Genomic DNA, 13,680 nt, shown 5'->3' on the forward strand with positions numbered 1-13,680 from the left:
CGTCACCCTGTGGACACGGCTTTTTTGCATGCTTCCTGCCAGGAAGCACACCCCCACTGCCCGGCGCGCCGGGCACTTCACCCCAGCTTTTTCTCGCGGATGTGGCGCGCCAGGCCGCAGTAGCCTTCCTTGAAGAGGATTTCGCTCTCCAGCCTGGCGGGCAGCAGCTTCTCCTTGAGGTCCGCTGCCGCCTGGTTGCCCTGCGAGCGGCGAATGAAACCGATGGCCTCCTCGAACTTCGACACCTCGGAGCGGCAGGCTTCCTGCGCCCGCTGTGCAGCGGTGCTGTCGCTCGCCAACTGGGCCCAGGCAGCTCCGCTGCCCAGCAGGCCCGCCGCCAGTACAAGAAAGGAAGCGGTGCAGGACAGGTTATGCAACATGGTCCCAGACGCCGGGCCGCCGATCAGGTACCTGCAGCCTGCACATCCGGCAACGACTGGCTGATCACCGTGCGCTCGACCAGCCGGTCATCGCCCAGCACGATCATCGCGAACAGCAGTTCGTCCAGATTGTTCGCCTGGGCCGTCTTGCGCGCCAGCAGCGGGGTGGCGGCGGGGTTGATGACCACGAAGTCGCCCTCGCAGCCCGGCTGCAGGTTGCCCACCACGCCAGCCAGGCCCAGCGCTGCCGCAGCGCCTGCGGTGTGCTGCCACCACAGCTGCTGGGGCGACAGGCTCAGGCCGGGCTTGGTCTGCCCTTCGCGGCCCACGTAGTAGGCGGCCAGCATGGTGCGAAACGGGCTGAAGCTGGTGCCCCCGCCCACATCGCTGGCCAGGCCGTAGCCAAAGCCGACGCGGTCGGCGCCTGCATAGTCGAAGAAGCCGCTGCCCAGGAACAGGTTGCTGGTGGGGCTGACGGCGGCCACCGTGCCGGTGTCGCGCATCAGCGCCCGGTCGTCGTCGTCGAAATGGATGCAGTGGGCATACACGGCGCGCTCGCGCATCAGCCCGTAGTCGCCGTACACCGCAAGGTAGCTGCGCGAGGCCGGGAACAGCTCGCGCGCCCAGCGCACCTCATCGAGGTTCTCGGCCACGTGCGACTGAATCCACACGTCGGGGTAGCGCGCCGCCAGCTCGCCCGCGCCCTGGAGCTGCTCGTGCGTACTGGTGGGCGCAAAGCGCGGCGTGATGGCATAGCCCAGCCGGTCCACACCATGCCAGCGCCGGATCAGCGCCTCGGTGTCGATCAGGCTTTGCTCCGTCAGGTCGCGCACGCCGTCGGGCGAGTGGCGGTCCTGCAGCACCTTGCCGGTGATCAGGCGCAGTTGCTGGCGCTGCGCCTCGGTGAACAGTGCGTCCACGCTGGCGGGGTGCGAGGTGGCGAAGGTCAGGGCGGTGGTCACGCCGTTGCGCAGCAGCTCTTCGACGAAGAAGCCTGCGACCTGCGCGCCATAGGCCGGGTCGATGAAGCGCGACTCGTGCGGAAAGGTGTAGTTCTCCAGCCAGGGCAGCAGCCCATCGGCCGGGGCGCCGATCACGTCGGTCTGGGGGAAGTGGATGTGCATGTCCACGAAGCCCGGCGCGATAATGCGGCCCGGCAGGTGCTCGACCGCGCCTTGCCCGTAGGTGGGCGCCAGCGCTGTCCAGGCACCCGCAGCCACGACGCGCTGGCGGCCTGCGCCGTCGGGGGCGATGGCCAGCAGGCCGTCCTCGTCATACAGGGCCGAGCCATCGTCGGCAAAACGCAAAAGGGCAGAACGGTAGACACGCATGGGCGCAAGCTTAGCGGCAGAGGGGGGCCGTTGCATATGCTGCCGCCTATAGTGGATATGCGCCCTCGGGCAAGGCGGGTTCAGTGGGCCAGCTTGCCCTGCACGCCTTCGACCAGCCAGTTCATCTTGAGGATCTGCGCATCGCCGAGCACCTGGCCGGCGGCGATCACCTCGTGGCCCTCGTTGTCGCGCACCGGCGCCTTGCCGGCACGGAAAGGGTGCAGCGTCCCCGCGCCCACGGCCTTCTGCGCGGCCAGCACCTCCTGCTGCACGGCGGCAGGCACCTTGGGGCCGAAGTCGCCCACGCGGATCATGCCCTCGCGCACGCCACCCCACACGGTGCCGCTCTTCCAGGTGCCGGCCTGCACGGCGCGCACGCGCTCGGTGTAGTACCGGCCCCACTGGTGGGTGACGGCGATGATCTGCGCGTCGGGCCCCGCGCCGCGCATGTCGGAATGGTAGGCCACGGCCATCTTGCCGCGCTCCTGCGCGGCGGCCATCACGGCGGTGGAGCCGGTGTGGAAGGCGATCACGTCCACATCCTGGTTGAACAGCACCATGGCTGCGTCGCGCTCCTTGGGCGGGTCGAACCAGACGTTGAGCCAGACCACCTTGACCGTGGCCTTGGGGTTCACCGAGCGCATGCCGAGCGTGAAGGCATTGATGCCCTGTAGCACCTCGGGAATGGGAAAGCCCGCCACATAGCCGGCCACGCCGGTCTTGCTCATGCGGCCCGCCGCGATGCCGGCCAGGTAGCGGCCCTCGTAGTAGCGCGCATTGGCCACCGCCACGTTGGCAGCGGTCTTGTAGCCGGTGATGGACTCGAACTTCACGTTCGGATAGTCCTGCGCGACCTTGAGCGTGGGCTCCATGTAGCCGAAGCTGGGCGTGAAGATGATCTGGTGGCCCGTGGCCGCCAGGTCGCGGATCACGCGCTCAGCGTCGGCCCCCTCGGCCACGTTCTCGACGAAAGTGGTCTTGACCTGGTTGCCCAGCGCGGCCTCCACCGCCTTGCGGCCATCGTCGTGCTGCTTCGTCCAGCCTGCTGCGGTGATGGGCGAGACATAGACGAAGCCGGCCTTGATCGGCTCGGTTTTGGGCGCTGCGGCCGCTGGCTGGCCAGGGGATTGAGAAAAGGCGGGGGAGATGGAAACGGCGCTGAAAAGCGCACTCACACAGACCGCACGCAATGCGGTGGCGAGGTTTTTGTACATGGTAGTCCTCTACATGGTCCCGATGACAGAAAAAGCAAAAGGCTGCCGGGACAGCAGCCTTTGCAAGGGCGGTATTGTAGCCAGCGGGCCGCGCCGGCGCTGGCGCGGCGCTTTCTCAGCGCAGTCGCAGCGCGCCCGATGGCGCACCCAGGCGGAAGGCGCCCACCACCTCGGCCAGGCGCGCGGCCTGGTCCTTGAGGCTCTCGGCGGCGGCGGTGGATTCCTCCACCAGCGCCGCGTTCTGCTGCGTCATCTGGTCGAGCTGGCTGACGGCCACGTTCACCTGGCTGATGCCCTGGCTCTGCTCCGATGCGGCGGCGCTGATCTCGCCGATGATGTCGGTCACGCGGCGCACGGAGCTCACGATCTCGCCCATGGTGCTGCCGGCGTTCTGCACCAGCGCAGCGCCCGACTCCACCTTCTCGACCGACTGGCCGATCAGGGTCTTGATCTCCTTGGCCGCTTCGGCACTGCGCTGGGCGAGGCTGCGCACTTCGCTGGCCACCACGGCAAAGCCACGGCCCTGCTCGCCGGCCCGGGCGGCTTCCACGGCGGCGTTGAGCGCCAGGATGTTGGTCTGGAAGGCGATGCCGTCGATGGTGCCGATGATGTCGGCGATCTTCTTGCTGCTGGCGTTGATCGCGTCCATGGTGCTCACCACCTGGGCCACGACCTCGCCGCCGCGCTGCGCCACCTGGGCAGCCGAGGCGGCCATCTGGTTGGCCTGCACGGCCGAGTCGGCGCTCTGGCGCACGGTGCTGGTGAGCTCTTCCATGGAGCTGGCCGTCTCCTCCAGGTTGGCGGCCGTCTGCTCGGTGCGCGCGCTCAGGTCCTGGTTGCCAATGGCGATCTGTGAGCTGGCGGTGGAGATGCTGTCCACCACGCCACGCACCTGCTGCAGCGAGCCGTTCAGCGCACTGCGCATGGCGTCCAGCGCGCGCAGCAGGTGGCCGGTCTCGTCATTGGCGTAGCCGGCCTGGGGTGCACCGGTCAGGTCCATGCCGGCGATGGATTCGGCTATGGCTTCGGCCTGGCGCAAGGGGCGAGTGATGCTGATGGCCAGCAGCCAGGCCAGCAAGGCGCCGAGCAGCAGCGAGATGGCGGTGCACACCTGCAGCAGCAGGGTGGTCTGCGCGCGCAGTCCCTCGGCGCGCTTGCCTGCGGCATCCAGTTGGGCGCGTTGCGCGTCCACCATCTGCTGCACGCCGGCCAGGTAGTCGCGTGAGGTGGGCTCGAAGCGCTCGGTGAACACCTTGTTGGCGTTCTCCGCATCGCCGGCCTGCTTGAACTTGCTCACCTCTTCACGCGCGGCCAGGTAGCTCTTGCGCAGCTCGCCCACTTTGGTGAAGAGCTGCTTTTCCTCGGCCGTGTCCATCTGCGCCTCGATGATCTTCTGAAGCTCGTTGGTCTCACGGATGGAGGTGGCCGTGGCCGGCGCGAAGTAGGGGATCAGCGCAGCATCGCTGCTCTTGGCGATGGCGGCGGCACGCTGCACACCCGAGGTGGTGTGGCGCAGCCAGTCGGCCCCGGCACGCTCGGTCTTGATGTTGTCGTTGACCATGGTGTCGATCTCGGTGCCAAGCTGGCCCAGACGGACGACGGCCACGATGGAGCTGAGCAGGAACAGCGCGAGGATCGCCCCAAGCACCAGCGCGAGGCGCTTGCCGATGGACAACTGATTGAGAAACATGGAGAGACTCCGTTATGGAAAGGCGCAGGGGGTAGGCACAAAAGAGATGCGGTCTCCCAAAGGCCGCATTCTGGGCAGTTGCCGACCCCGGAGGGGACCAACAAATGCTTACAAAAACCTGTAATTCTAGGGTTTACCCGAAATCCATGTGCAACTGATGCGCCAGACCCAACAGCAGCGTTGTTGTTCTGCACACAAACAGTGCACAGAAAATGCGCCCTGCGCTGCCTTGGATACCCCTGCCATTCCTGGATCAGTAGTCGTGTTCCATGAAGCGTTCGAAGCGCTCCTTGAGCTTGTGCTCCCACACGCGCTTGTCGGCGTTGCCCGCAAAACTGGCTTCGAAGCTGTTGAACGCCAACTGGTAGGCGTGGCGCACCGTCATGCCGGTGGCAGCGAACACCTGGGTGAAGTTGTCGTTGATGTAGCCGCCGAAGTAGGCCGGGTCGTCCGAGTTGACCGTGGCGGCCAGGCCAGCATCGAGCAGCTTCGCCAGGTTGTGGTCGGCCAGGTTGGGGAAGACGCACAGCTTCTGGTTGGACAGCGGGCACACGGTGAGCGCGATGCGGTCCTGGGCCAGGCGCTGCATCAGCGCGGCGTCGTGGACGGCCTGCACGCCGTGGTCGATGCGCTCGACCTTGAGCACGTCGAGCGCACTCCAGATGTAGGCCGGTGGCCCCTCCTCGCCGGCGTGGGCCACCAGGTGCAGGCCCAGCTCGCGGCAGCGGGCAAACACACGCGCGAATTTCTCGGGCGGGTTGCCCACCTCGCTGCTGTCCAGGCCCACGCCGACGATCTTGTCCAGAAACGGCTGGGCCTGCTCCAGCGTCTCGAAGGCCGATTCCTCGCTCAGGTGGCGCAGGAAGCACAGGATCAGCGTGGCGCTGATGCCCAGGTCCTTGCGCGCATCCACGCAGGCGCGGTGCAGGCCGTTGATCACCGTTTCCATCGCCACGCCGCGCTCGGTGTGCGTCTGCGGGTCGAAAAACAGCTCGGTGTGCAGCACGTTGTCGGCCGCGGCACGCACCAGGTAGGCGCGCGCCATGTCGTAAAAATCCTGCTCGTGCAGCAGCACGCTGGCGCCCGCGTAGTAGATGTCCAGAAAGCTCTGCAGGTTGGTGAAGGCATAGGCGCTGCGCAGTGCCTCCACATCGGCGTAGGGGAGCGACAGGCCATTGCGCTGCGCCAGCGCGAAGATCAGCTCGGGCTCCAGCGAGCCCTCGATGTGGATGTGCAGCTCGGCCTTGGGCATGGCGCGCAGCAGCTCGGGGATGCGCGCGGCGGGGATGGGGGGAACCTTGAACATCAGCAAACTCCAAAGGTGATGCCGCTCGCGCGCAGGTAGCGGCGGTAGGCGGATGATGCCTTGTCGGCGGCGGTATGCAACTCGGCACGCAGGTCCAGCGGCAGGCATTGCGGTGTCTGGGACTCCAGCACCGGCTGGTCCTGGGTGAAGATGGTGTGCTGGAAGGCCTGCAGCTTCTCGTCGGGCGATTCGAAATCGGCCACGGCCAGGCGGAACCACACGCGGCTGGTCTCGGGCGTGAGCGGGCACACGAACAGCGCGATGGACTCGCGCCAGCCGGCCACTGCGGTGGTACCGGCCTCGGGCACCTTGGTCAGCACTGCGGTGTAGGGGCCCGTGACCTCGTAGGTGTACTCCACCTGGGCTGGCGCCGTCGAGTGCAGGTTGGACTGCGGCTGCCAGGCCTTGCAGCCCGTGGCGCGCAGGCCCGTGGGCGTGGGCTCGACGCGGTAGTCGTCGATGGCCGTGGCCTCGCGCGTACCCAGCCAGCCGTCGTGCACGAAGCCAAAGTGCGCCATATCCAGGAAGTTCTCGACGATGCGCGGGGCGCTGGTGGCCACGTCGTAGGTGCCGCAGTTGAGCTTGCGCAGGCGGGCATCGCCCTCGGCCTCGAAGGCGGGCGGCACGGCATCGCCCGCTTCGAGCTGCACCCACACCAGGCCGTTGGCTTCGACCACGCCATGGCGCCGGGCGCAGTGCGTGGCGGGCGGGGTGAACTGCGGCAGCGCCGGCACGTGCACGCACTGCCCGCCAGCCGCGAACTGCCAGCCGTGGTAGGGGCACTCCAGGCGGCCACCCTGTACCCGGCCCAGGGACAGGCGCGCACCCCGGTGAGGACAGCGGTCCGTGAAGGCCTGAACCTGGCCCTGTCCATCGCGCCAGAGCACGAGGGCGTGCTGAAGCAACTGCACTGCCAGCGGAGCCTGCTCCACCGCGTGCGACAGGGCCACCGGGTGCCAGAGGGTGGTTTCGATCATGGGAATGGTTCTTGTTGTTCGAGGGCCCGCGTACAGCCCTTTTGGACATTCTGTACGGCCCCAACGAAAAAGGGAACGTGCCGCGCACGTTCCCTTTCCTGGACCAGGCCGCCAGGGCCTGGTGACGGGGCTGCTTACTTCTTGTCGCCGCCGGGGATCTTGCCTTCCACGCCCTTGACGTAGAAGTTCACGCCGCTCAGGAACTTGTCGTCGGCGACGGCGTCCTTGGCGACCACTTCCTTGCCATCCTGGCCCACGATGGGGCCCTTCCAGATCTGGAAGCTGCCGTCGGCCAGGCCCTTCTTGACCGCTTCGACCTTGGCCTTGGTGTCGGCAGGCACGTCTTCGGCGATGGAGACGATGTCGATCGCGCCTTCCTTCACGCCCCACCAGCTCTGGCCCGTGGCCCACTTGCCTTCCAGCGCGTCCTTGGTGGCCTTGATGTAGTACGGGCCCCAGTTGATCACGGCCGATGCCAGGTGGGCCTTGGGGCCGTAGGCGGTCATGTCGCTGTCCCAGCCGAAGGCGCGCTTGCCCTTTTCCTGGGCGGTCTTGAGCACGGCAGGCGAGTCGGTGTTCTGGAACAGCACGTCGGCGCCGCCATTGATCAGCGAGGTGGCGGCTTCGGTTTCCTTGGGTGGGCTGAACCATTCGTTCACCCACACCACCTTGGTCTTGACCTTGGGGTTGACCGACTGCGCACCCAGCGTGAAGCTGTTGATGTTGCGGATCACTTCGGGGATTGGCACCGAGCCCACCACACCCAGCGTGTTGGTCTTGGTCATGGCGCCGGCGATCACGCCGGCCATGTAGGCGCCTTCGTAGGTGCGGCTGTCGTAGGTGCGCACGTTGTCGGCGGTCTTGTAGCCGGTGGCGTGCTCGAACTTCACGTCCTTGAAGTCGGGGGCGATCTTCTGGATCGACTCCATGTAGCCGAAGGTGGTGCCGAAGATCAGCTTGTTGCCCTGGCCGGCCAGATCGCGCAGCACGCGCTCGGCATCGGCCGATTCGGGCACGCTCTCGACGAAGCTCGTGACCACCTTGTCGCCGAATTCCTTCTCGATGGCCTTGCGGCCGTTGTCATGGGCAAACGACCAGCCGCCGTCACCGACGGGGCCGACATAGGCGAACGCGATCTTCAGCGGCTCGGGCTTGGGCGCGGGCGCAGAGGCCACGGGCGCCGGGGCGGGCGCAGGCGCCGCAGCGGCCGGCTCTTCCTTCTTGCCACAGCCCACCAGTGCGGCAGCGGCTACAGCGGAGAGTGCAGCCACCTTGAGCAGGGAGCGTTTCTGCAGATCAGTCATGTCGGTTCCTTATAAGAAAGAAGGAGGGTTGCAAGGTTGGGGACGAAAACGGTGATTATGGGGTGATCTACCGAGCGGTAACCAAAGGTTTTTGGGGGAGACGCGGCCCGCAAGGCTCCAGCACCCGGCAGGATGCAAGATCCAAGCCGAGGCCGTGCGCCACGAGAAGGCATCCGCCCATCTTCACGAGCCAGGGTAGAAAGGTTTGCCCAGCGAGGCCGGCATGTTGATGCGGATCCACGCCGGGTTGCGCGAGATCAGGGCCAGCACCACGATGGTGGCCACGTAGGGCAGCATGCTCAGCAACTGGCTGGCCACCTGCACGCCCGTGGCCTGCAGGTGGAACTGCAGCATGGTCACGCCGCCGAACAGGTAGGCCCCGAGCAGCACGCGCGCCGGCCGCCAGGTGGCGAAGGTGGTGAGCGCCAGCGCGATCCAGCCGCGGCCCGCCACCATGCCCTCCACCCACAGGGGGGTGTAGACCGTGGAGATGTAGGCCCCCGACAGGCCGCACAGCGCGCCGCCGGCCACCACGGCCGCCAGGCGGATGCGGCGCACCGGGTAGCCCAGCGCATGGGCCGACTCGGGCGACTCGCCCACAGAGCGCAGCACCAGGCCGGCGCGCGAGCGGTACAGGAACCAGATGAGGGCTGCCACCAGCAGCATGGTGAGATAGACCACCGGGTGCTGCTGGAACAGCGCGGGCCCGAGCAACGGCACCTCGGACAGGCCGGGGATGGCGTACTTGGGCATCTCGGGCAGCTTGGCCTGTACGTAGCTGATGCCCAGGAAGGCCGAGAAGCCCACGCCGAACAGGCTCAGTGCCAGCCCCGTGGCGTACTGGTTGGTATTGAGCCAGATCACCAGCACGCCGAAGATGGCGGCCAGCACGGCACCGGCGGCCATGCCGGCCGCGAAGCCCAGCCAGCTGTTGCCGGTGTGCACCACGGTGGCGAAGCCGGCAATGGCGGCGCACAGCATCATGCCCTCGGCGCCGAGGTTGACGATGCCGGCCTTCTCGTTGATCAACAGGCCCAGCGCCGCGATGGCCAGGACGGTGCCCGCACTCAGCGTGGCGCCTATGAGCAGTGCATAGGATTCCATATCAAGCTTCCTTCCTGGCCGAGAGATTCACGCAGAGGCTGTGGTGGTGGTTCATGCCTTCACCCCTTTCGTACCGACCCAGCGCACGCGGTAGGCGATCAGCGTGTCGCAGGCCAGCAGCGTGAACAGCAGCAGGCCCTGGAACACGCCCGTGAGCGACTTGGGCAGGCCCAGGCGCGACTGCGCCAGCTCGCCGCCGATGTAGAACATGCTCATCAAAATCGCCGACAGGATCATGCCCACCGGGTGCAGCCGCCCGACGAAGGCGACGATGATGGCCGCGAAGCCGTAGCCCGCCGGTACATAGGGCGTGAGCTGGCCAATGGGGCCGGCCACCTCCAGCGCGCCGGCCAGGCCGGCAGCGCCACCCGAGATGAGGAGCGCCACCCACAGCGCACGGCGCGACGAGAAGCCCGCGTAGCGCGCCGCCGCCGGCGCCAGCCCGCCCACCTGCTGGGCAAAACCGGCGCGGGTGCGGAACAGGAACACCCACAGCGCGGCCGCACCGGCCAGGGCCAGCAGCAGGCCGATGGACATGCGCGAGCCCTGCATCAGGCGCGGTATCTGCGTCACGCGCTCGAAGGTCTTGGTCTGCGGGAAGTTGTAGCCCATGGGGTCCTTCCAGGGGCCGTAGACCAGGTAGCCCAGCACCAGCGTGGCCACGTAGACCAGCATCAGGCTGACCAGGATCTCGCTGGCGTTGAACTTGTCGCGCAGCAGTGCCGTGAGCCCGGCCCAGGCCATGCCGCCCAGCACACCGGCCAGCAAAATGGCCGGCACGATCCAGGGGCCGGTGGTCTTGTCGGCCAGCAGCGCCACGCCGCCGGCCGCCACGGCGCCGATGACGAACTGGCCCTCGGCGCCGATGTTCCAGACGTTGGAGCGAAAGCACACGGCCAGGCCGAGCGCGATGAGCAGCAGCGGCGTGGCCTTGACCATGAGTTCGCCGATGGCGTAGGGCGTCTTGATCGGCTCCCAGAAGAAGATCTGCAGCGCACGCACGGGGTCCTTGCCCAGTGCAGCGAAGAGGATGATGCCGATCAGCACGGTGAAGGCCAGCGCCAGCAGCGGCGAGCCGAAGGTCCACAGCCGCGAGGCCTGGGGGCGTGGTTCGAGCTTAAGCATGGTGGTGCTCCCCGCCAGCGGCCACTGCGGCCTGCGCCAGGTGGGACTGCACGTCGGCATGCCACAGCCCGCTCATCCATTCGCCGATGCGCTCCACGGTGGCTTCGGCGCGTGGCACCGAGGGCGATAGGTGGCCCTTGGCCACGACATGCAGGCGGTCGCAGATTTCAAACAATTCGTCCAGCTCCTCACTGACCACCAGCACGGCGCAACCGGCATCGCGCAGTGCCAGGATTTCGCCGCGGATCTGTGCGGCGGCGCCCACGTCCACGCCCCAGGTGGGTTGCGAGACGATGAGCAGCCGGGGCTTGGCGTCGATCTCGCGGCCCACGATGAATTTCTGCAGGTTGCCGCCCGACAGCGACTTGGCCGCCGCATGCGGGCCACCCGCCTTGACGTGGAAGCGCTCGATGATGGCGCGCGCATGCGATTCGAGTGCACCCACCTTGATCCAGCCGCTGCCCGCCACCGAATTGGTGCGCGTGAGCAGCAGGTTGTGCGCCAGGCCCATGGTGGGCACGGCACCGCGGCCCAGGCGCTCCTCGGGCACGAAGTGCAGGCCCAGCGCGCGGCGGCGGCTCGGGCCCATGCGGCCGGCGTTCTGGCCGGACACCTGGATGCTCGCCGGCTCGGCGCGCTGGTCTTCACCCGACAGCGCGTAGAGCAATTCCTTCTGGCCATTGCCGGAGACCCCGGCAATGCCGACCACCTCGCCGGCCTTCACCTCAAAGGCCAGGTCCACCAGGTCCACGCCGAACTGGTCGGCGCGTGGCAGCGACAGGCCCTGCACCTTGAGCACGGTGGCACCGGTCTGCACGGTGCGGTGCTCCAGCGCCGGCGGCTCGGCACCGATCATCAGGCGCGAGAGCGAGGCATTCGATTCCTCGGCCGGGTTGCACACGCCCGTGACCTTGCCGCCGCGCAACACGGTGCAGGCCGTGCACAGGGCACGGATCTCGTGCAGCTTGTGGCTGATGTAGAGGATGCTGCAGCCCTCGGCCGCGAGCTTGCGCAGCACCACGAAGAGCTTTTCCACCGCCTGGGGCGTGAGCACCGAGGTGGGCTCATCGAGGATCAGCACCTTGGGGTTGGTGAGCAGCGCGCGGATGATCTCCACACGCTGCATCTCGCCCACGCTCAGCGTGTGCACGGGGCGCAGGGGGTCGATGTCGAGGCCGTACTCGGCCGCCTTGGCGGTGATGCGCTGCGTGACCTCGGCCAGGTCCTGGCTCTTGTCCAGGCCCAGCCAGACGTTCTCGGCCACGGTCAGTGTATCGAACAGGCTGAAGTGCTGGAACACCATGGCGATGCCCAGGGCCCGCGCCTCCTGCGGGTTGCGCACCTGCACGGCCTGGCCGTTGAAATGCACGCTGCCCTCGTCGGGCTTGACCGAGCCGTAGATGATCTTCATCAGCGTGGACTTGCCCGCGCCGTTTTCGCCCAGCACCGCGTGGATCTCGCCCGGCTGCACCGTGAGGGAGACACCGCTGTTGGCCACCACGGCGGGATAGCGCTTGGTGATGCCCGTGAGCTGCAGCCGGGGCGCCAAGCCCGGGGCATTGGGAAGAGGTGGTGAACTCATGCGGTGGATTGTCTCTCAGTTTGGTGGGTCGTTATGGGGTTGAAACTGCCTGCCATCGCTTGTTCAGCATGACCTTAAAGCTATTCTTTTCGTAGCGATGCAGCCACCGCTTTCACGCAGTCGCGCAGCCACACGGCGGCTGCGGAATGGTGCGTGCGGGCATGCCATAGCTGGTAGTACATGAGGCGTGGAAACTCCACGGGGGCCGGCAAAATGGCCAGCGGCAGGTGGTCCACATAGCGCTCGCAGTACTGGCGCCCGGTGGTCAGCACAAGCAAGCTCGATGCCACGATGGGCGGTATGGCGCTGAAGTGCGCGCAGCGCGCCGTGATGTTGCGCGCCAGGCCCAGGCCATCGAGGTGCACGTCGATCACGCCGCGTGCGCCGGGGTGGGTGGGCGTGGGGGCGATGTGTTCGGCGGCCAGCCAGCTCTCGGCGTCCCAGCCGCGGCGCACCGCAGGGTGGTCGCGGCTGACCAGGCACACCACCTCGTCGCCGAACAGGCGGCCCATGTGCAGGTCGTCCGGGGGCTGGGGCCAGTTGCCGATGACCACGTCCACGTCGCCCTGCGCCAGGTGGGCGTGGTAGTGCGTGTCGCCCGAGAGCGGCAGGATCTCGATGGGGCACATCGGCGCCTCGACCTTGATGCGCGCCACGAGCTGGGGCAGGAACAGCGGGTCCAGGTAGTCGCTGGCGGCAACGCGGAAGGTGCGGGTGGCGGTGCGCGGATCGAAGCCGCGGGCATCGGAGAACAGCGCCTCGGCCGAGCGCAGGATGGCGCCCGCAGGCTCCACCATGCGCAGCGCCGCGTCGGTAGGCATCATGCTGGCGCCCGACCGCACCAGCAGCGGATCGCCCGCCAGGTCGCGCAGCCGCTTGAGCGCGGCCGACACCGCCGGCTGGTGCATGCCCAGGCGGACGGCGGCCCTCGATACGCTGCGTTCAGTCAACACGGTGTGCAAGACCCTTATGAGATGGAGGTCTATCTTGTCGAAAAGGGCGTGGTCTCGCATACAGGGGCCTGCATTCTTGTCATACGCCATCACGTATGCCGCTGCGCGCGTTGGATGCGCTGCGCTGCGCGGTGTGGGGAGTGGAGGCGTTGTGGGGTGGGCAAAAAGTGTCGGCGCACTGTACACCGCACAGCCCCTGCACCGTGCCCCTGGAAATCCCTGTGCGGCCGCGAGAGGCCCGGGTCAGGCCCCGCGCAATGCGGCCGCAGCTTCTTCGCGCAGCAGGCCGTGCTCCACCACGACTGGAGGACGCGCCTGTGCCAGCAATTGAGCACAAGGCGTTGCCAGTTGCGGCCCACCCAAGGCCTGGGCGATGTCGTCCTGGCTGGCCGCATAGACCACGCGCGCAATACCGGCCCAGAACATGGCACCGGCGCACATCGCACAGGGCTCGCCGCTCGCGAACACGGTCGCACCGCGCAGGACATCGGGGCCGAGCGCCGCAGAGGCCTCGCGCACCAGCACCATTTCGGCATGGCCGGTGCAGTCGCGCGTGGTGTTCTGGTTGTTGCGGGCAGTGAACAGCACCGCGCCCTCGGCCGACGCCAGCGTGGCGCCGAAGGGGTTGTCGCCCGCCGCAAGCGCAGCGCGCGAAGCCTCGATGGCCAGCCGCATGGCGGCGTGGTCCTGCGCGCTGAAGGCGGATGCATCCAT

12 protein-coding genes are annotated in these 13,680 nt (G+C 67.5%); all 12 read right to left on the bottom strand.

Annotated features, from left to right (window positions below):
- Positions 1-77: 77 nt before the first annotated feature.
- Positions 78-380, bottom strand: a complete 303-nt coding sequence (locus tag ASE28_RS03760) for a hypothetical protein (RefSeq protein ID WP_057264787.1) — start codon at positions 378-380, stop codon at positions 78-80.
- Positions 381-403: 23 nt separating this feature from the next.
- Complete coding sequence (gene guaD / locus ASE28_RS03765; protein ID WP_057264789.1) at positions 404-1,711, bottom strand: guanine deaminase; 1,308 nt, start codon at positions 1,709-1,711, stop codon at positions 404-406.
- 80 nt (positions 1,712-1,791) lie between these two features.
- The gene (locus tag ASE28_RS03770; RefSeq protein WP_057264791.1) at positions 1,792-2,925 is read right to left on the bottom strand and encodes a BMP family ABC transporter substrate-binding protein; all 1,134 of its coding nucleotides are present in this window, start codon (positions 2,923-2,925) and stop codon (positions 1,792-1,794) included.
- A 115-nt stretch (positions 2,926-3,040) separates the two neighbouring features.
- On the bottom strand, positions 3,041-4,615 hold the full coding sequence (locus ASE28_RS03775) for a methyl-accepting chemotaxis protein (protein WP_057201409.1): 1,575 nt from the start codon (positions 4,613-4,615) through the stop codon (positions 3,041-3,043).
- 253 nt (positions 4,616-4,868) lie between these two features.
- On the bottom strand, positions 4,869-5,921 hold the full coding sequence (locus ASE28_RS03780; protein ID WP_057264793.1) for an adenosine deaminase: 1,053 nt from the start codon (positions 5,919-5,921) through the stop codon (positions 4,869-4,871).
- Positions 5,921-6,898, bottom strand: a complete 978-nt coding sequence (locus ASE28_RS03785) for an aromatic ring-hydroxylating dioxygenase subunit alpha (RefSeq protein ID WP_057264795.1) — start codon at positions 6,896-6,898, stop codon at positions 5,921-5,923. Before ASE28_RS03785 ends, ASE28_RS03780 begins: the two co-directional genes overlap by 1 nt.
- A 134-nt stretch (positions 6,899-7,032) precedes the next feature.
- Entirely contained in the window at positions 7,033-8,202 is a 1,170-nt protein-coding gene (locus ASE28_RS03790) for a BMP family ABC transporter substrate-binding protein (RefSeq protein ID WP_057201412.1), read from the bottom strand.
- 183 nt (positions 8,203-8,385) lie between these two features.
- Complete coding sequence (locus ASE28_RS03795) at positions 8,386-9,306, bottom strand: ABC transporter permease (protein WP_057201413.1); 921 nt, start codon at positions 9,304-9,306, stop codon at positions 8,386-8,388.
- Positions 9,307-9,357: 51 nt separating this feature from the next.
- Positions 9,358-10,431: an ABC transporter permease gene (locus ASE28_RS03800; RefSeq protein ID WP_057264993.1), complete on the bottom strand. Its 1,074-nt coding sequence runs from the start codon at positions 10,429-10,431 to the stop codon at positions 9,358-9,360.
- On the bottom strand, positions 10,424-12,013 hold the full coding sequence (locus ASE28_RS03805) for an ABC transporter ATP-binding protein (protein ID WP_057264797.1): 1,590 nt from the start codon (positions 12,011-12,013) through the stop codon (positions 10,424-10,426). Before ASE28_RS03805 ends, ASE28_RS03800 begins: the two co-directional genes overlap by 8 nt.
- 80 nt (positions 12,014-12,093) lie before the next feature.
- Entirely contained in the window at positions 12,094-13,026 is a 933-nt protein-coding gene (locus tag ASE28_RS03810) for a LysR family transcriptional regulator (protein ID WP_082604104.1), read from the bottom strand.
- Between the two features lie 183 nt (positions 13,027-13,209).
- Positions 13,210-13,680, bottom strand: coding sequence for a nucleoside deaminase (locus ASE28_RS03815; RefSeq protein WP_057264799.1), 471 nt, complete (start codon positions 13,678-13,680; stop codon positions 13,210-13,212).

It is taken from the genome of Acidovorax sp. Root219, assembly GCF_001428665.1.
Classification (GTDB): Bacteria; Pseudomonadota; Gammaproteobacteria; order Burkholderiales; family Burkholderiaceae_C; genus Acidovorax.